The 18,567-nt window shown below is 66.3% G+C and carries 17 protein-coding genes and 1 pseudogene; 8 read left to right on the top strand and 10 right to left on the bottom strand.

From position 1 onward, the window contains the following. The first annotated feature begins 4 nt into the window (after nucleotides 1-4). The 4 genes and pseudogenes from QSJ19_RS12030 to QSJ19_RS12015 all read left to right on the top strand — a co-directional run bounded on the left by QSJ19_RS12030 (nucleotide 5) and on the right by QSJ19_RS12015 (nucleotide 2,078). Nucleotides 5-382: a DMT family transporter gene (locus QSJ19_RS12030; protein WP_286320661.1), complete on the top strand. Its 378-nt coding sequence runs from the start codon at nucleotides 5-7 to the stop codon at nucleotides 380-382. 2 nt (nucleotides 383-384) lie between these two features. Further along, a pseudogene (locus QSJ19_RS12025) lies at nucleotides 385-708 on the top strand (DMT family transporter). A 231-nt stretch (nucleotides 709-939) separates the two neighbouring features. Next, nucleotides 940-1,332 (top strand): hypothetical protein, encoded by a 393-nt coding sequence (locus QSJ19_RS12020; protein WP_286320659.1) that lies wholly within the window; start codon nucleotides 940-942, stop codon nucleotides 1,330-1,332. Next, nucleotides 1,329-2,078, top strand: coding sequence for an RES domain-containing protein (locus tag QSJ19_RS12015; protein WP_286320658.1), 750 nt, complete (start codon nucleotides 1,329-1,331; stop codon nucleotides 2,076-2,078). The genes QSJ19_RS12020 and QSJ19_RS12015 overlap by 4 nt, the downstream gene beginning before the upstream one ends. A 31-nt stretch (nucleotides 2,079-2,109) precedes the next feature. On the opposite strand, the gene QSJ19_RS12010 is transcribed toward QSJ19_RS12015, so the two are convergent. The 6 genes from QSJ19_RS12010 to QSJ19_RS11985 all read right to left on the bottom strand — a co-directional run bounded on the left by QSJ19_RS12010 (nucleotide 2,110) and on the right by QSJ19_RS11985 (nucleotide 9,829). After that, nucleotides 2,110-2,781: a TetR/AcrR family transcriptional regulator gene (locus tag QSJ19_RS12010; RefSeq protein ID WP_286320657.1), complete on the bottom strand. Its 672-nt coding sequence runs from the start codon at nucleotides 2,779-2,781 to the stop codon at nucleotides 2,110-2,112. 76 nt (nucleotides 2,782-2,857) lie between these two features. Further along, nucleotides 2,858-3,628 (bottom strand): ABC transporter ATP-binding protein, encoded by a 771-nt coding sequence (locus tag QSJ19_RS12005; RefSeq protein ID WP_286320656.1) that lies wholly within the window; start codon nucleotides 3,626-3,628, stop codon nucleotides 2,858-2,860. Continuing rightward, nucleotides 3,625-4,473 (bottom strand): ABC transporter ATP-binding protein, encoded by an 849-nt coding sequence (locus QSJ19_RS12000; RefSeq protein ID WP_286320655.1) that lies wholly within the window; start codon nucleotides 4,471-4,473, stop codon nucleotides 3,625-3,627. The genes QSJ19_RS12005 and QSJ19_RS12000 overlap by 4 nt, the downstream gene beginning before the upstream one ends. Beyond that, nucleotides 4,466-6,478, bottom strand: a complete 2,013-nt coding sequence (locus QSJ19_RS11995) for an ABC transporter permease (protein WP_286320654.1) — start codon at nucleotides 6,476-6,478, stop codon at nucleotides 4,466-4,468. Before QSJ19_RS11995 ends, QSJ19_RS12000 begins: the two co-directional genes overlap by 8 nt. Nucleotides 6,479-6,603: 125 nt before the next feature. Next, nucleotides 6,604-7,866, bottom strand: coding sequence for an ABC transporter substrate-binding protein (locus tag QSJ19_RS11990; RefSeq protein ID WP_286320652.1), 1,263 nt, complete (start codon nucleotides 7,864-7,866; stop codon nucleotides 6,604-6,606). Nucleotides 7,867-8,245: 379 nt separating this feature from the next. After that, the gene (locus QSJ19_RS11985; RefSeq protein ID WP_286320651.1) at nucleotides 8,246-9,829 is read right to left on the bottom strand and encodes an MFS transporter; all 1,584 of its coding nucleotides are present in this window, start codon (nucleotides 9,827-9,829) and stop codon (nucleotides 8,246-8,248) included. A gap of 427 nt (nucleotides 9,830-10,256) precedes the next feature. Here QSJ19_RS11985 and QSJ19_RS11980 point away from each other — a divergent pair, with 427 nt between their 5' ends. Next, complete coding sequence (locus QSJ19_RS11980) at nucleotides 10,257-12,155, top strand: alkyl/aryl-sulfatase (protein ID WP_286320649.1); 1,899 nt, start codon at nucleotides 10,257-10,259, stop codon at nucleotides 12,153-12,155. A gap of 69 nt (nucleotides 12,156-12,224) precedes the next feature. Here the strand turns inward: QSJ19_RS11980 and QSJ19_RS11975 are convergent, their stop codons facing one another. Together QSJ19_RS11975 and QSJ19_RS11970 are read right to left on the bottom strand one after the other, a co-directional pair. Continuing rightward, on the bottom strand, nucleotides 12,225-12,587 hold the full coding sequence (locus tag QSJ19_RS11975; RefSeq protein ID WP_502876145.1) for a GAP family protein: 363 nt from the start codon (nucleotides 12,585-12,587) through the stop codon (nucleotides 12,225-12,227). Nucleotides 12,588-12,934: 347 nt separating this feature from the next. Beyond that, a complete protein-coding gene (locus QSJ19_RS11970; RefSeq protein ID WP_286320647.1) occupies nucleotides 12,935-13,111 on the bottom strand; it encodes a hypothetical protein in 177 nt (58 codons plus the stop codon). Between the two features lie 117 nt (nucleotides 13,112-13,228). Here QSJ19_RS11970 and QSJ19_RS11965 point away from each other — a divergent pair, with 117 nt between their 5' ends. Beyond that, the gene (locus QSJ19_RS11965) at nucleotides 13,229-14,650 is read left to right on the top strand and encodes an amidohydrolase family protein (protein ID WP_286320644.1); all 1,422 of its coding nucleotides are present in this window, start codon (nucleotides 13,229-13,231) and stop codon (nucleotides 14,648-14,650) included. Between the two features lie 71 nt (nucleotides 14,651-14,721). Here QSJ19_RS11965 and QSJ19_RS11960 read toward each other — a convergent pair whose 3' ends face one another. After that, nucleotides 14,722-15,819 carry an ATP-grasp domain-containing protein gene (locus QSJ19_RS11960; RefSeq protein WP_502876151.1) on the bottom strand — a complete coding sequence of 366 codons (1,098 nt, stop codon included), beginning with the start codon at nucleotides 15,817-15,819 and terminating at the stop codon, nucleotides 14,722-14,724. A 235-nt stretch (nucleotides 15,820-16,054) separates the two neighbouring features. On the opposite strand from QSJ19_RS11960, the gene QSJ19_RS11955 reads away from it, so the two are divergent. After that, nucleotides 16,055-17,122, top strand: a complete 1,068-nt coding sequence (locus QSJ19_RS11955) for a DMT family transporter (protein ID WP_286320640.1) — start codon at nucleotides 16,055-16,057, stop codon at nucleotides 17,120-17,122. Between the two features lie 10 nt (nucleotides 17,123-17,132). Here the strand turns inward: QSJ19_RS11955 and QSJ19_RS11950 are convergent, their stop codons facing one another. Continuing rightward, entirely contained in the window at nucleotides 17,133-18,017 is an 885-nt protein-coding gene (locus QSJ19_RS11950; protein ID WP_286320638.1) for an SCO6745 family protein, read from the bottom strand. A 97-nt stretch (nucleotides 18,018-18,114) separates the two neighbouring features. On the opposite strand from QSJ19_RS11950, the gene QSJ19_RS11945 reads away from it, so the two are divergent. Next, the gene (locus QSJ19_RS11945) at nucleotides 18,115-18,564 is read left to right on the top strand and encodes a nuclear transport factor 2 family protein (protein WP_286320637.1); all 450 of its coding nucleotides are present in this window, start codon (nucleotides 18,115-18,117) and stop codon (nucleotides 18,562-18,564) included. The last annotated feature ends 3 nt before the right edge of the window (nucleotides 18,565-18,567 follow it).

Raw genomic sequence — 18,567 nt, 5'->3', positions numbered from 1 at the left:
ACCGGTGACGGGGCTGTATCTCCTCGGGGCGATCGTCTGCGAGGTCACAGCCACGTTGTCGCTCAAGGGTTCCGCGACCGTGCCCGCCCTCTACGCGGTCGTTGTCACCGGGTATGCCGCCGCCTTCGTCTTCCTGACACTGGTCCTCAAGACCGGCATGGGACTCGGTGTGGCCTACGGCATCTGGGGCGCCACCGGGGTCGCCGCCACCGCCGTCCTCTCGACCGTGCTGTTCGGTGAATCGTTCACCGTCGTGATGGGTGTCGGCATCGCCCTCATCGTCGCAGGCGTGCTGCTCGTCGAAACCGGCTCGGACCGAGCCACTTCGGACACGGGCCCGGCCTCGGTGACTGAGAGCGTCGACGACGGGCCGGGAGCGTAGCCGTGCAATACCTCCTCCTGGTCTGCGCCATTGTCAGCGAGGTCGTCGCGACCGTTTCCTTGAGGGTCGCCGCCGGCTGACGACGAATCTTCTATGCGGTGGTCGCCGTCGGCTACGTCCTCGCCTTCGTCGCACTCCCCGGAAGTCTGCGAGCCGGGATGCCACTGGGCATCGCCTACGGCATCTGGGCCGCGGCCGGAGTCGCGCTGACCACCATCGCCTCCCGCATCCTCTTCCATGAACCACTCACCCGCACGATGCTGGTCGGGATCGGGCTCATCATCGCCGGAGTGCTGCTGATCGAGGTAGGTGGGCATCGGGGGTGAGGGGCGAGGCCGAGTGGCCGCATTCCGTTCCGAGAAACCGGAACCCTCATGCCCTGAAACCAGATGTGCACCGCGTGCACGAAGTCAGTCATTGCAGTGCTAATAACGGTGTGTATGTTCCCATTTCGAACGCGCGACGTCATTCGGATGCCCCAGAGATGCCCGTCATCAGGATCGAGATGGCAGGAAAGTTACATGGGATCTATAGTGTGATCGAGAGGTGATGAATCAATGACTGCAGCACATCCCCGGCCCGACCTGGCCGCCTACGCCGACGCAGCACGTATGACCTTGCCCGAACTGGTGACCGCATTGCGCGAGTTACTGGGAGCAAAACTCGTCGCCTACCTGGGCCGAGTGAAGGAAACTCGGGCGGTCCGGCAGTGGGCCGAAGGCACCCGCGCCATCGCCGATCCTGAAGACGTTGAGCGGCTCCGCATCGCCTACCGCGCCGCGCGCCTCATCGCCGAACGCGACACTCCCGGAGTCGCCCAAGCGTGGTTTCAAGGCCTCAACCCGGTCCTCGACGACCGCGCACCAGCGCTCCTCCTGCGTGACGGGGATCTGGCAGACATCGGACCTAAGATCCTCGCAGCTGCCCGCCAATTCGCTGCCGTGGGATGAGTCAAGCCAACGCCTCGACGATCGAGACCCCGCACGGCCTGCTGGCCACAGCAGTCCACGTCGGCACTGTCACATATCGGATCGGATACGCACCGAACCCCTGGGCATGGACGCCATGGGAGTACGCCACCGGCGGCCGATTCGCCGGCCGTTGGGATGATCCAGAAGGCGTGTGGCGCACTTTGTACTGCGCGCACACTCCCCTCGCCTGTTACCTCGAAGTCCTCGCGTTCGCTCGACCCAGTCCGCAGCTGATCGCCGACCTCGCCGAGATTGCGGTGGACGACGATGAGACCAACTATCCCTCGCTGCCTCCCGGACGACTCCCCCGGGCATGGTGCAGTGCCCGGATACTCGGCAGTGGTGCGCTCACTGGACAGTTTGCGGTTCCAACCAGCACGCAGAGTCTCGCAACGCTGCGAGCTCAATTCCGGCGTCGGGCGATTCGATACGGTCTCGATGACCTCGACACAGCTGCCCTCCGGGACGGCCGCCCCCGCGGACTCACTCAGGCCATCTCACGGTGGATATATGCCCTGACCGATCGCGAAGGACGCGCCCTCGATGGGATTGAGTTCGACTCGCGCCACGGCGACCAACTGCGCATGTGGGCGCTGTACGAACGCAGCGGCGATCCCGAGATCAGCCCCCATATCGACGTCCTCGACCACACCCCGATCCACGCCGACGATCCCATTCTCCAGAAAGCAATGTCCCTGCTCAGCCTCGAGTGGTCATCTCCTTAGCCGTCAGAGAGTGAGGGGGGATCCCACCCCCTCACCCCTTCCCCAACGACGCATCCAACGCCAGCAACTGATCCGGCCGCACATCACGCAACACTGCCATCGTCGCCGTGACCGCCACCTCACACGCAGCATCGATGTCCGCGTCATCGACGATCAGCGCACGATAGGCGACATCAAGACTGATCCCGATCAACAACGACGCGAGCGTGTCCGCGCTCGCCGCGATCTCGGCACCACGAGTCGCATAGTTCTCCCGCAACCGCGCAGCCACCCTTGGTTCCAGCGTCTGATACAGCCGACGCCCCGGATCCTCGGCCTCCTGCCGATGACCGAGGAGAATGCGAAACCCCTCGGGATTGCGGCGGGCGTACTCGAACGTCGCCTCCACCGAATGACGCGCGCGGGCACCGTAGGCCACGTCGGTGGTGTCGTCGTAAGCGGCGAACATCCACTCGGTGAACTCAGCCAGCTCACGTTCGACGACCTTCTCCACCAATGCGTCCCGCGACCCGAAATGCGCGTACAGGGTCACCCGGGTCGTCCCGCCCCGCTCGGCGATCATGTCCATCGTGGACCGCTCGACCCCGACTTCTGCGATCACCGCACGCGCGGCGTCGAGCAACTGATCGTCAGTCGGCCGGTTGCGGGTGCTGCGCCCTCGTGCACGCCGTCGCGAACCCTCGGCTCGTCCGGACTTCGTCACAGTGGTCTCCTGCTGAACGTCGTGGGCCGGCCTGTCCGGACCGGTCATGGGTCGTGGTGGCGCCCCCCGACGAACCTCAGCCGACGCTGTTCGAACCACCCAGCCGGCCGAAGTAGGCAGCCTCGACGGTATCCCGACGCTCCCGGAGCTCGCTCGCCGAGCCTCGCAACGCGACGCGCCCGTGATGCAGCACGATCGCCGAGTCGGCGATCCCGAGCGCCAAGTCGATGTGCTGCTCGACCAGGACCACAGCCATCTGCTGATCGTCGGCGATGGTCCGCAGCCGGGGCAGCAGATCCTGCACGGCGATCGGCGACAGACCGAGGCTCAGCTCGTCGATCAGGAGCACCGACGGTTTGGTGAGCAGCGCCTTGGCCAGCGCGAGCATCTGTTGTTCGCCGCCGGAGAGGTTGCCGCATCGCCGGCCGCGCAGGCTCTGCAGCTTCGGGAAGTGCTCGTAGACGGCGTCGACGCTGCCGCCGCCCTTGCGTTTGGCGAGGCGCAGATTGTCCGACACGGACAGGCGGTGGAACACACCGCGATTGTCGGGCACGAGTGTGACGCCACGCCGGGCGTTGCGTTCGACGCGCCCGTCGATGGCGTGACCGAGTGCGGTGATCGATCCCGACATCGTCGGCAGCGCGCCGACGGCCGCGAGCAGAGTCGTCGTCTTGCCGGCACCGTTGGGTCCGAGCAGCGCGAGGATCTCGCCCGGCCGTACGGAAGCGGAGAAGTCGCGGACGGCCGGAACACCGCCGTGTCCGATGGTGACGCCGTCGAAGGTCAGGACCGCGTCGGGTGTTACGGCACCGTGAGTCGACGCGTCGGGCGTAGTGGCGTTGGTCATCGGGCGTCCTCTCCGGTGGCGGTGTCCTCGGTGGTCGGCGCGAGCGCGTCGGGATCGGCCTGGACCTCGGCACTTCCCAGATAGGCGGCCACGACGGCGGGATCGTCCTGGATCTCCGCGGGCGACCCGGACGCGATCACCCGGCCGAAGTCGAGGACGTAGAGCCGATCGCAGACGTCGAGGACCAATGACATGTCGTGGTCGATGAGCAGGATGCCGATCCCGGTCGCGGCGATCCGCCGCAACTCGGCGCCGAAGTCCCGGCTTTCATGGGTGTCGAGGCCGGCCGCCGGCTCGTCGAGCAGGAGCAGCCGGGTGCCGCCGACGAGTGCCCGCGCCACACCGACGAGCTTCTGCTGTCCGAGTGTCAGTTTGTTGGGTCGACGGTCGGCCACCTCGCTGAGCCCGACGACCTCGAGCGCCTGCTCGACGACGCCCGCGGGCGGCCGGGAGCCGGAGATGACGTCGGAGATCAAGGCGCGCAACCCGACTCGCTGTACCGCGACCGCCAGGTTCTGCGCGACGGTGAGGTCGGCGAAGAGTTCACCGGCCTGCCAGGTGCGGGCCATCCCGGCGTTGCGACGGCGGTGCGGGGCCCTCCGGTCGATCCGTGTGCCGTCGAGAACCACGTGGCCGGTCGACCGCGCGAACCCGGTGACCGCGTCGACGAACGTGGTCTTGCCGGCGCCGTTGGGTCCGATGAGTCCGACTATCTCGCCGGCCTCCACGGAGATGTCGATGTCGGCGTTGGCGGTGACCCCGCCGTAGCGCACGGTCAGGCCGCGCGTCTGCAGCAGCGGAGTCGTTGTCGCAGAGGTGGCATCGATGCCGAGGGTGTCACACATTCAGTCCTGCCTTCGATGTCGTCGGCGCGACGGCTGGTGTGGCCGCTCCGGGCCCGTCGGGTCGTGGTCGAGTCCGCGGTCGGAATCGTTCGGCGAGTTCGGCGATCGCGCCGGAGACGCCGACGGGGTTGAGCACGGCCATGAGGAGCAGTCCACCGGCGGCGATGATCTCGTAGTACTCACCGAGGTCGAGGGTCTGGTTGAGGAAGACGTATCCCACACCCAGCGGTCCGATCACTCCGGCGAGGAAGGCGCCGGAGACCGAGGTGATGCCGCCGACGTAGGTCATGGCGAGCAGCGTCAGTCCGACCATCACCGTGAACGACCCGGCCGAGAGCTGGCCACGGCTGTATCCGATGAGGCAGCCACCGACGCCGGCGAGGAAGGCGGACAACGCAAATCCGAGGAGTTTGGTCGCGGCGACGTTGATGCCGACCGATGCCGCCGCCCGTTCGTTGGAGCGCACCGCGAGGAAGGCGCGTCCGGTGGACCCGGACATGAACCGCATGACGATGAGCGTCGCCACGGCCACCACGATCAACACCATCAGCGCGAAGCGCACCGTGACGAGATTGGTACCGTCGCGCACACCGAGGTCGAAGCCGAAGAGCGTGGGATCGGTGATCATGTTGCCCTCGTACGCGGTGATCTCGGGGTTGTTGAACACGAAGCCCTGGATCGCGATCGCCGCAGCGAGCGTGACGACCGCCAGCTGTGCGCCGCGAATCCGCAGCGCGGGAATGCCCACCAGGACGCCCAGGGCGGTCGCGATCAGTGCCGCGAACAGAATGCTGAACGGGAACGGTACGTTCCAGTTCACCGTCAGCTTCGACAGTGCGAATCCGGCGGTACCTGCGAATGCCATGGAGGCCAACGAGATCTGACCCAGGTATCCGGTGAGAAGCACCAGTGACAATGTGATCAGCGACAGGATGATCGAGGTGACCACCCCGAATCGCCAGGTGCCCGAGGTCAGCAGGATCGCGGCGACGACGACGGCCAGCGTGACCACGGTCGGGACGAGGCGGATTCGCGGGATGCGCACCGCGGGCATCTTGACCTCTCCGAGGGACCCGCGTGACGGGATGCGACCGCCCATCAGGAACAGCGCGACGACGATCACGACGAACGGCACCGCGTCGCCGAGCCCGGCCTGCGCCCACTCCGGCCACCAGTCCTTGGTGGTCAGCCAGGTGATGACCGCCTGGAACGCACCGAGGGTGAGTCCACCGGCGCAGGCGATCCCGAACGACGTGAGGCGACCCAGCAGCGCGACGGCCAGTGCAGGGATGACGAAGAAGGTGTAGCTGGTGACATTCAGGCCGATGGTGAACGCGGCCAGGATGACGATCAGGCCGGTCGCGGCACCGGTCAGGACCCAGACGATGGCGGCGAGCCGATCCGGCGAGTAGCCGACAAGGCGCGCCGCGAGTTCGTCTTCGGCCCCGGCCCGGGTCGCGACGCCGAGCCTGGTGAGCCGGAAGTAGGCCCAGAAGAGCGCCGCGATCGCGATGGCGAGGCCGGCGAGGATCAGGTCGGACACATTGATGACGGCGCCGGCGAACTCGACCGTCTTGTCCGGCAGGACGGCGAGTGCGAGGAGATTCTCTGTGTCGAAACGCAATTGGACGAGGGCCTGGAGGAACAGCATGAATCCGACGGAGGCCACGACCTGCGCGAGCACGGGCGCCTGACGCAGCGGACGGAACACCAGATAGTGCGCGAGCACCGCCCAGATGACGGTGGAGAGCACACCGATCGTGATCGCGAGCCCCATGGGGGTGGGCTCGTCGGCGCTGCCGAGGCCGATCGTGCCGATCGGCAGGACGAGACTGCCGTCGGTGCGGAGGGCGGCGACGGCATAGACCGCCCACAGGCCCAGTGCACCCTGGGCGAAGTTGATGATGCCGGTCGCCGCGTAGACGCCCACCAGCGACGAGGCGAGCACGGCGTACACGGCGCCGGTCGAGAGACCGAGGAACACGAACTGCAGGAATTGACCCATACCCGAACCGATCGATCGGCGCGCTCAGGCGGCGCGGTGAGTGGTGAACGGTGATGCGGGTCGGGCGGACGCTGTCCAGCGGCCCGCCCGACCCGGCTCTTTACCTCACAGCAGAGCTCGAGGTGCTACGCGGCACCCGGGATGAGCTTCAGCACAGCGGGATTCGGGGTGATGAACCCGCCGCCGACCGGTTTGGTGGTCTTGTCACCGGTGACCTCGAACAGCAGCATCTCGGTGGTGCAGTTCGGTGACGTCGGCTTGTTGCAGGTCAGCTTGGGCCCCAGGAAGCTCTGGAAGTCCGTCAGACCCTTGAGTCCGTTCAACACGTTGGGCCCGGTGAGGTCGGTGACCTTGGCCTGGTTGAGCCCGTTGGCGAAGTCGACGAATGTGGAGAACGCGCCGTAGGCGTAGAACCCACCTGCGCCGTCGGCGTCATCGATGTACTTCTCGGCGATCGCCAGGTTCGACTTGGCCGGTTCCGGAGCCGAATCCTTCGCCGGCGGTTGCCAACCGGGTGAGTATGTCTGCGCCCCGACCGCCTGGGTGCCCATGGTGTCGATGAACTCCGTGCAGGCGGCCATGAACATGGTGTTCTTGTAGCCGACCGATCGCAGCGACTGCGACAGCTTGGTGCAGGTGTTGTCGTTGGGCGCCGTCATGAGACCGGCTGCCGCCGGATTGCCCTCGGCGAGAGTTGTTGCCAGGGCGGTGAAGTTCGGTCCCGTCGGCGGATAGTAGACACTCTTGACGTCGATACCCAGCTGCTTGCCGAGGGGCGCGAGCAGGCCGTCGAAGACCTGATGGGCCTGCGGCAGATCGGCATTCGCCAGTGTGAGCGAGTCCTTGCCGGCCGCCTTGAGCGACTGCATGAACCCGACCAGGAACGCCGCGGGCGGCGGACCGAAGTACACACGGTTGTCGGGCTTGGCGCCGGTGGCGGTGTTGAACGGGATCTGCCCGACGAGCGGGATCTTCGCCGACGTCAGAATCGGTACCGCGGCCAGCGATTCCGAGTTGTACCCGTCGATCGCTGCGACCACACCGGCCTGCACGAACTGATTCGCACAGGCGATGGTCGATTCGGGTGCGGTCTGGTCGATCCCACAGTCGACGACCTCGATGGGGCGGCCGTTGATGCCGCCGATCTGATTGTTGATGTAGTTGACCGCAGCGTCTTTGCCGGTGCTCACGCCGGCCTGCGTCGCGGGACCCTTCGACGGGTTGAACAGTCCGACCTTGATCGGATCACCGGCGGCCTTGACGCCGCTCTCCTCCACGGCGCTTCTGTCGCCGCTCGATCCGCTGTCATCGCTGCTACACGAGACAACGGAGAAAACACACGCTGCGGCGACCGCCGCTGCGAGAACCCGACCAGTTCTCCTACGCATTCTCACATGCCTTTCCCGCCGACCCCGGGCACGACAGATCAGCCCGGGAGGGCCTACAAGTTACCGGTTGTGCTTCGGATCGCCGGCGGCGATCCGCGGGCCCGATCCCGGTATGTGTGATCTGGGCCACTCGCAAACTAGCGCGTGCCTTACAGCACTGTCAAGCTGTTTTGCCAGGTTAGATGTGGTGCACAACAGGAGTCGACAGTTTTCGGGGTCGGTCGAACGACCAGGAATCGAGTGAAACGGACATGGGGATGGGACCTTCATGACGGTCGCAGGCTCCCTCCTCAGGGATCACGACAACCGCTCGCAGGCTCCCCCTCAAGGATCAGGCACCCGGCCTTTGAGGAGGGAGCCTGCGACCGTCACGAAGGGCCTACCCGCTCAACCGCTCCTTCGCGTACCGCTCCATCGCCGCCCGTTCGTCGTCGCGCTTCGGGTAGCCGAAGAACACCACGACCGCACCGATGAGCACGACGATGATCGCCGCACCGTAGGCGCGGGTGTCGCCGTCCACGAACGCATCTCGCGCGGCTGAGATGATCTCCTGAGCGTACTGGGGATACCGCTCGGTGAGCACCTCGGCGCTGGAGAACGACTTCGTGAGTGCGGATTCGGTTTCGCTGGTCACCTGGTCGGCGTGCGGCGACGCGGCGATGGTCGCCGACAGTGACTTCGCATACGCCGCAGTGAGAATGGCGCCGAGGAGCGACTGCATGATCGCGCCCCCGAGGTCGCGCTGAAGGTCGGACATGCTCGACGCCATGCCGGCTCTCTCTACGGGCACAGAACCCGTCAGCGAGTGCGACGCGGGCGTCCCGGCAAAGCCCACACCGATTCCGATCAACAGGTACGCCCCGGTCACCACCCAGACCGACGCCCCTTCATCCCAGGTGAGCCAGGCCAGCAGGAGTCCCAACACGATGAAGAAGTATCCGGTCAGCAAGGTAAGGCGAGAACCCCTCGCCTCCACCATCTTTGCCGATCGCGGCGCGACCACGACCATGGCGGCGGCCGCCGGGATGATCATCGTACCCGCCTCGAGGGTGGAGTACCCGAGCACGTTCTGCAGGAACTGCTGCCCGATGAACATCGCGCCCATCAACGTGCCGAAGACGATGAGACCGCCGATCGCGGCAACCCAGAACGTTCGTCGACGCGCGATCCGCAGATCGAACAACGGCACCCGGACGCGCAACTGCCGTATGACGAACACGATCGCCGCGACGACGGCGATGCCCGTCAGGATCAGCACAGCGGTGCGTTTGTCCCCGAGCGGTGCGAAGTTCAGCGCGAGGATCGTCGCCCCCACCAGGATGATCGACACGACGCCACCGAGATTGTCGACGGACGCTTTGGTGTCCCCGTTGTCACTCGGCACCAGCCACCACGAGCCGACGAGCGCGAGGACCGCCAGCGGCACTGTCACCAGGAACACCGAATGCCAGGAAAACGCCTCGAGCAGCCCACCGGACATGACCGGTCCCGACGCCGATATCGCCGCACCGAACGCGGACCACGCAGCGATCGCCTTGGTGCGCTTGACACCTGACCACAGCGCGGTGATCATCGCCAGGGTCGTCGGATAGGCGAGGCCGGCCGAGATGCCGCCGACGACCCGGGCACCGAACAGCACCTCGAAATTGGGGGCGAATCCGGCGACGAGCGACGCCGGTATCGACAGCGACATACCGATGACCAGCATGCGCTTGCGCCCGTACCGATCCCCGAGTGCACCGAAGTACAGCACTGACGCCGCCAAGCCCAGGGAGTACGCGACCGCGATGAGGTTCAGCTGCGTGGAGCTCGCGTCGAGATCCTTGCCGATGTCGGGCAAGGCGACGTTGGCCACCGCGAGATTGATGTTGGCGACCCCGGCCACCAGGATCAGTGCCGCCAGCACTATCGGGGCGCTGGCCGGGGCGATTCCGTCGTCGACTTGTGCCGCTGGTGCCGTCACCCGTCGAGAATACGACGCGGTTTGTCGCCACAGGCCCGGCGAACGGAATATCGTTCGTTGCGGGTGAGGAAATGTGTCGCGGTATCGGGTTTCGATGGTGCCCGGCACCAGGACACCGCGGCACGCGATCGCGGTGCGATCGCCGTCGCACGAAGGGTTGCGCGCGATGCTGACACTCATTCCCGCCGGACAACGGCGCACCCTCCCGGAACTCGTCGATCGTCTGGACCTCCGGTCCGGCGAGCGGGCGTCCAAGACCTCCGCCTTCTGGATCCGCAGGTCGTCGTGGTGCACACCGTCGGGGCCCGCGAGTCCGCCGACTGAACTGCCAGAGACATCCGACCGGTGGCCCACGCGGACCGGCCGAAAGCTGGACAATGGACGTGTCCGGTGCCGGACACCACGACGACCAACAGAGGTGATCTCCATGGGGAGCCCGCGTGAGGCAACTCCAACAGTGACCGAATCGATCTCGGCTGCGACGTCGTTCCTGCCGTTCGACGACACCCGCGACCTCACCGCCGCCGACCGCGGTCTCATCGCCAAACTCGACCCTCCGGTCGTCGCCGGGTCTTCCGGCGACACGGTCTGGGACTGCGATGAATTCGGCTTCCTGACCGAGGACTGCCCGCCCACCGCCAACCCGAGTCTGTGGCGCCAGTCCGGACTGGTCGCCCGGCAGGGCCTGTTCGAGGTCACCGACCGCATCTATCAGATCCGGGGGCTCGACCTGTCGAACATGACGATCGTCGAGGGCGACACGGGCGTGATCGTCATCGATCCGTTGATCTCCGAAGAGACCGCGGCCGCCGGCCTGAATCTCTACCGCCAGGAGCGTGGGGACCGGCCCGTCGCGGCCGTCATCTACACCCATTCGCACATCGACCATTTCGGCGGCGTCAAAGGTGTGACCACGCAGGAGGCTGTCGATGCCGGCGACTGCGCCGTCATCGCACCGGTCGGCATGGTCGAACACGCGGTGGCCGAGAACGTCTACGCCGGAACCGCAATGGGCCGTCGAGCAGCGTACATGTACGGAGCGGCTCTTCCGCGCGGTCCACGCGGGGCCGTCGGCGCCGGTCTCGGCCAGTCGACATCGACCGGGACACCCACGCTGATCGTGCCCACCCTCGACATCTCGACGACCGGACAAACCGAGACCGTCGACGGCGTCACCATCGAGTTCCAGATGACACCGGGCACCGAGGCGCCAGCCGAGATGAACTTCCACTTCCCGCAGATGCGGGCATTGTGTATGGCGGAGAACGCCACTCATACCCTGCACAACCTTCTCACCCTGCGCGGCGCCCTAGTCCGCGACCCGCACGTGTGGGCGAAGTACCTGACCGAGGCCATCAACCGATACGCCTCCCGCTCGGACGTCCTGTTCGCCTCGCATCACTGGCCCACCTGGGGCACCGACGAACTCACCGAATTCCTCGCGCAGCAGCGCGACCTGTACGGCTACGTGCACGACCAGACTCTGCGTCAATTGAACCAGGGCCGAACCGGATTGGAGATCGCCGAGGACATCCAGCTGCCTCCTGCACTGACCAACGCCTGGCACACCCATGGGTATTACGGCTCGGTGAGCCACAACGTCAAAGCGATCTATCAGCGGTACATGGGATGGTTCGACGGCAATCCGGCCCATCTGTGGGAGCATCCGCCGGTCGAGTCCGCCACACGGCATGTCGAGTTCATGGGCGGTGCCGACGAGGCCGTCCGAAAAGCCCGGGGATCGTTCGATGCCGGCGATTTCCGCTGGGCGGCGACCGTTCTCAACTATGTCATCTTCGCGAACCCGGAGAACGCCGCGGCGCGTGACCTACAGGCCGATACGCTCGAACAGCTGGGTTACGGCGCCGAAAACGGCACGTGGCGGAACTTCTTCCTGATGGGTGCCTACGAGTTGCGCAACGGTCGCGTCGGCACGCCGACAACGGCTGCAGCTCCCGACATCATCGCAGCACTGTCTGTCGAGCAACTCTTCGATGCGATCGCCCTGCGCGTCGACGGTCCGGCCAGCTGGGACGCGCACATCACCCTCGACTGGGTGATCACCGACCAAGACATCCGTCACCGTTCCGAACTCCGCAACGGCCTCCTCGTCCACTTCGATCTCGACGACGAGGCCACCACGGCGGCCGACGCGACCTTCACCCTGACGAAGCCCGTCCTTGTCGGGTTGCTCCTCGCCGGCGCCGATCTGAGCGCCGCCATCGAGAACGGTTCGGTGACCGTCGAGGGCGAGGCGTCGTTGTTCACGGAAATGGCGAACCATCTCGATTCGCCCGACCCGGATTTCGCCCTGGTCACACCCTGACCCAGCACCAGTCGGGCATGGCAGCGAGGAGCTTTCCTTCGCGGGAGGCCCCTGCTGCTGTCCGGGCGATCATCCCAACCCGGAGATGCCCTTACCCCCGATACTCACTCCGGCTGCGACACACATGATCAGGTTCTCGGGGTTGATGGCCGACAACGCGAACCCGAGTTCGAGCGCGGTCGGCGGCCGCATCTCGTCGATCGCCCGCATCCACTTCGGGGTGTGCTCACCGCCTCGTCCGCGCCACCGACGCAGCCCGACGATCAGCAGCAGGATTCCCAGTCCGAGCTTGATCCAGGCGTCGCCGGTCGACGTCGAATCACCCATGGTGCCGCCGAGGAATACGAAGATCGTGGTGGCGATGACGATGTCCAGCACCCAGCCAACGGCGAAGCCGATGCTGGTGGTGCGGGCATGTTTGCCCAGCAGCATGAGGATCGCACCGATGATCGGAATGGGCGAGATCGCGACACCCGCGCCAGCGGTAGCACTTCTCCGAGTACCGAACCCACACGTGTCTCCTCGATCGACGTCGCATCAAGTCCACCACGCGCGCAGTGTGAGCGGGTTCGAATGCGCGTGTGGGACCAAAGATCGCCCACAACGGGTGAGCCGGCGGAAGGCACCGCGGAGACCGCCCCGGAGAAGCGCCCGAGAATTCGACCCGGTAAAGCGCCCACCGGTTCGGGGTTGCCCCAGCTGACATGGACGCGCCCGACATCCATTCGCTCCTCGACGGCGGATGTCAGGGACGCTTGTCCGGAAGGAGGGCGCTGTGGTCAGCAGATGCTGATGTTGAACGGTCCCAGCGGGATGTTGATGCAGAACGTGACCGATCCGGCGCTGATGACCGGATGGGGTTCGAGCGGGGAGGCACCGGCAGTCGGTGCGACGGCCGAGCCGACACCCGCCACTACGGCCGCACCTGCAATGGCCAGAGAGATCCTGCGCTTCATCTTCATCACCCTTCGGTCGACATCGGAGGCGTCCCCGGCACGCCGTGTCCGATTTTACCCACGCGTGCGCCGATCGCTCACCCGGCCGATCCGGTCGTCGTGTGTTTTCGTTTCCAGGTGACCACCACCCACCTCGGCCGGATCTTCCACGTGGCCGGACGACCGACCGTCACCGACGCGGATACCGCGCTGGCATGGATTCCCGACGGCGCGTTGGTCGTCGACGACACCGGCACGATCATCTACTGCGGGCCGCGCGACCGACGACCGAGCGCAGCCGGCCCCGATGGCGTCGTCGAGGAGACGGTCCACGACCACGGCGACGCGTTCCTGATCCCGGGCTTCGTCGACACCCACATCCATTTCCCGCAGACCTACTCGGTCGATGCGTACGGCGGTGGGCAGCTGCTGGAGTGGCTGGAGCACTGCATCTTCCCGGCCGAGGCCCGGCTCGCCGATCCCGTGTTCGCGGCGCGCGCCGCGCGGGACTTCACAGCTCGCCGCGTCGCCGTCGGAACCACCGCTGCGATGGTGTTCGGATCCGCGTTCCCGCATGCTCAGGACGCGCTGTTCTCCGAGACCGAGCGCACCGGCCTGCGCCTGGTCAGCGGCCACGGCATCCAGACCGTCGGGGGCGAGTCGGCGGCACCGCTGCTGACGTCGGAGTCCGCCGCCATCGAGCTCACCGCCGACGAGATCGATCGATGGCACGCCAAGGACTCCGGGGATGTCGCCACGGCGCTGCTGCAGGTGGCCATCGTGCCGCGGTTCTCGTTGTCGGTGACCACCGAGACGCTCGCCGCGCTCGGCGAACTCTACGCCGACGTGGCCGGTCGCGGGGTGTACGTGCACACCCATCTCAACGAGAACAACCGGCCGGGGACCGGCGAGATCGACTTGGTCAAAGGTACTTTCGGCGTCAAGAACTACCTCGACACGTACGACGGCCGCTTCCTTCCCGGCAGCGTCGTCGGCGGTGCCGGACTGCTCGGTCGGCGCACGATCATGGCACACGCGGTCCACTGCACCGACGAAGAGCTCGCCCGCATGGCTGAAACGGGCACGTCGATCGCACATTGCCCTGTGTCGCAACAGTTCCTCGGCTCCGGAACGATGCCGTGGCGTCGGACGGTCGCCTCGGGCGTCACGGTCGCGGCCGGGACGGATGTCGGCGCCGGCGACGAATGGCTGATCTCCCGCGTGCTCGCCGACGCATTCAAGGTGCATCTCAGCGAGCCCGGCGACGACAGTGTCGCGATCCATCCCGCGCAGATGCTGTTCACCGGGTCGCTCGCCGGCGCTCGCGCCCTCGACATGGAGGACCGCTTCGGCAACTTCGACGTCGGGAAGGAGGCCGACTTCCTGGTGATTCGCCCAGAACTGTGGCCACCGCTGGATTCGATTCTGCAGCACGGCATCCGCGCCGACGACGAGACCACCGCCCGCGATCAGACATTGTTCGCATTGCTCATGGGCCTACGGGAGCCGGCGGTCGCGGAGGTGTACGTCCGCGGGTCACGGGTGACCACCCCTTCGTGACGCTGCCTCACAGGCTCGGCCGCTCCTCAGGGACCCGAACACTTCGCCGACCGTGGGATTCAGGGCACCGCTCACTCGGAGATCCGCAGACCGTCCCACTCGTGGTCGTGCATGAAACCCTCCGCGAGGCCGACACGATACTTGAAGCAGCTGCGCAGAATTCCCATGTAGGCGAACGGCAGCAGGAGCGCGGGCCGCTGATCGCCGCGCGCGCTGATGACGTCACTCGAGTTGCGGAAGTCACGGAAGAACCTCCGCATGCTGCGTCCGCGCCGAGACGCCTTGCGCCATCCGTAGAGCAGCATGCCGAGACCGATCATCTTGTCCACATCCGGTTGCGGGGTGACGATCTCGTCGTTTGTCCCGAAGAACGCGCGGTCGACGCCATCCTGCGGCTCGAACATCATGATCCCGCTCGTCGCCCGCGGGTTGCATTCGATGCAGAACAGACCGCGCTCCGGGTCCTCGATGAAGTCGAACCCGATCTGCCCGGTGAAGTTCATGTCCTGCACGAACTTCGAGATCCAGTCGAAGATCGCGTCGTGCTGGACCGAGCGGAAGTTCAGGCATGAGCTCCCGCCGATCGCGTAGTCGACGGGATAGGTGGCGTGGGCATGGATGCGGCCGTCGCGCACGATCGAGTAGGTGCAGTAGTTCGTCCCCGACAACCACTCCTGCGCGAGCCACGGGTTGATCGGATCGAACTCCACCCAGTCGAGGTCGCCGCCGGGAATCACCTTGTGCACCTTCTGCGATCCCCGCGAATAGCACTCCTTGAGCGCGAACGGCGCGGTGAAGTCGAGCTTCGCGAGATCCTCGGGTCCGGCGACCTGGGCGTACTTCAACGTCGGGATACCACGAGCGACAAGGAGCTCCTGGAACTCGAACTTGTTGTGCAGACTGTTCTCCAACTCGAAGTCGGACAGGAACAGTTCGCAGTCGGCCGGGAAGATGTCGACCATCATCGAGAGGATGTCGGTCTCCTCGTGGATGGGGATGACCATGTCGACCTTCTCGTCGGCGACGATCTTCGCCAGTGCATGGCAGTAGGCGCGTGGTTCGAACTTGGGAGCGGGCACCCGGTGAAAGGCGTCGGCGGCGCGCGAGAAGCGCGTCACGCCGATCGGGATGGAGTCGACGATCGTGACCCGATGCCCGGCCGCCGACATCAGCCGCGCGAGTTCCAGGGTCAGGAACGAGCGGCCGAAGGTGATCAAGACGTGTTTGCCTGCCGAAGTGCCCACTGTCAGGAGTGTAGGAGGGGCAGATTAGGCTGTCTCACCGGCCTCCGGGGGAGTTCGGTGAAAAAGGAATAGTCGGGCCGCCGGGATCGTTGCACAATGCTGTCAACCGGGGTGCTGTGCAGTCCCGGGTTGCGTGAGGCCAGTCTGGGGAGGTGTGGGCATGTTCATGATCGGTGTGATCGCCGCGTGTCTCGCCGCCGTCGCCTACGGGATGTCCACCGTACTCCGCGCGTTGGGTGCTCGCCGGGTGGCGACGACGGCGCGCGAAGAGGGTAACGAAGAGAGCCAGGTCAATGCGGCCGGCGGGCCCTCCCTGCAGTCGACGATGTCGACGTTCGTCGATCCCGCCTTCATCCTCGGCACGACGATGGTGATCATCGGTTTCGCCGGTGGTGCGCTCGCCGCACGCTTCCTCCCCCTTTTCCTCTCGCAGACCATCGTCTCCGCGAACCTCGTGGTCACCGCCCTGCTGGGCACGATCATGCTCAACATCGCCTTGCAGACCCGCGACTGGATCGCCATCTGGCTGGTCGTGTTGTCGCTGTGTCTGCTCGGACTGTCGGCGCAGCATCACACCGGTGGCGGCGAGAGCGCGGTGTTCCACTGGGAACTGTTCGTCGCCACCCTCGGTCTCTGCGCGATCGCACTGTTCGGCGTCTACCGGCTCGGTAGGCACGCAGCCATCGTCGGCGGCGCCACGGCCGGTCTGCTGTTCGGCGTGATCGCGATCGCCGTGCGCGTCCTCGACGGTGTCGCACCCTTCGAGCCGTTGGTCCTGATCGCCGACCCCGCTGCCTGGACCATCGCCGTCGCCGGCGCCGTGGGCTTCTTCGTGCAGACCGTGGCTCTGCAGGTGGGAGCGGTGAACGGGGTGACCGCGGTCCTCGTCGTCGGCGAGACGGCCGGACCCAGCCTGGTCGGTGTGATCTTCCTCGACGACACCGCCAAACCCGGTCTCGGCTGGCTGGCCATCGTCGGCTTCATCGGTGCCGTCATCGGCGCGGTACTGGTCGCCTGGTACGGCTCCGGCGATCCCGACCACTTCGGTGAAGCCCCGCCACTCAAGGGCGGGTGGCGCCGCGGCCGCGAGGAGGAACCGACGACCGACACCGGCGAGATCGACACCGGTGCCGGCTACGACATGTACGGCGCAACGCGGCGACACTACGAATCGCAGGACCGGTTCACCGACGACCCCGACGCTCCCCCACCGGGTAGTACCTCCTGACCTGAACCGGTCAGCCCTTCTTCTTCGTCCCCGGCAGCACGCCCGCGTCGATGACCGCCTTCACGTAGGGGCGGGTGCGGTCGAGCAAGTCGTCGACGTCAGGTCCCGACCACGCAGGTGCCGTGATGGCATCCGTCTCGGCCTCGATGGCCCGGTACATCACCAGACCGGTCTCGGTCAGTTCGTGTCCGGTGTCGGTGCGGGCGACATACCCCTTGTCGACGAGGCGGTCGACGGACGCCTCCCAGTCGTCGTCGGACCAGCCGCGCGTGATCTGGACGAGCTTGCGACCAAGAAGCCGACGGCGGACGGTCGGGTCGGCGATCTCCGCCTCGTGGAAGGTCACCGCGTCGAGCGCATCGAGACCGTGGTTCACCAGCACCGCGATGTGGTTGTCGCCGCGCCACTCCCGTAGCACCGCGATGGCGTGCCACAGGGCGACGTGCGGTTGCTCGGGCTGCGCGGCCGAGGCCCACGCGGAAGCGAGTGGCCGGCCACCGAACGGCACCGACGCCGCGATGTCGGTGTAGCGCGCGGTCAGCTCGACGATCTCGGGGTCATTGACCCGCTCCCCGAGGATGGCGCGCAGCTCGTCGTCGAGCATCTGCACCCGCCGGTCGGCGACGCTCTGCAGCCCGGCACCCCGGGCCGCCTCCCAACCGGGGGTGATCACCGACGACGAGAAGTTGTAGAACGCGGACACCACCACCGACGGATCACAATCGCCCAGGGGTGCCCCGCGGGCGCCGACGTAGAAGGCGTGCGCATCGATGCCGAGATCCTCCCGGGCGGCACGCAGACCCGGATTGAAGTACGCCAGGACATGGAACGGTTCGATGGATTCGTACGCCTTGCGAGCGCTCTGCTGAGTGGTCTCATCGGCAATCGAGGTCATGGCCCCACACTTGCCGTCGCGGCGCACGACTGTCAACCGCCGACCGGGCCGCCGCGTTTCGGCCCGCACTGCCGATCGACCCGGTAGATGTGGACACATGGACGACCTCGAGGCGATCAAACATCTGAAGTACCGCTATCTGCGAGCGTTGGACACCAAGGACTGGGATACGTTCGCCGCGACCCTCACCGACGACGTCACCGGCGATTACGGCGCATCGCTGAGCTTCGCCAACCGGACCGACCTCGTCGACTACATGCGCGCATCTGTCGGCCCGGCCGTCATCACCGAACACCGGGTGGATCACCCGGAGATCGACGTCGAGGGCGACGAGGCCACCGGCCGGTGGTACCTGCAGGACCGGGTCATCGTCCCCGACTTCTCGTTCATGCTCTTCGGCGCCGCCTTCTACGCCGACCGCTATCGCCGCACCGAGCACGGGTGGCGGATCTGCGCCACCGGATACGACCGCACCTACGAGGCCAAGCTGAATCTCGCCGACGTGCCCAGCTTCGCACTCGACGTCGGCCCCGCGATCCGGATCTGAGCG

This window comes from Gordonia sp. ABSL11-1 (assembly GCF_030315685.1).
Taxonomy (GTDB): Bacteria; Actinomycetota; Actinomycetes; order Mycobacteriales; family Mycobacteriaceae; genus Gordonia.
This window is presented reverse-complemented; position numbering and strand designations above follow the sequence as displayed.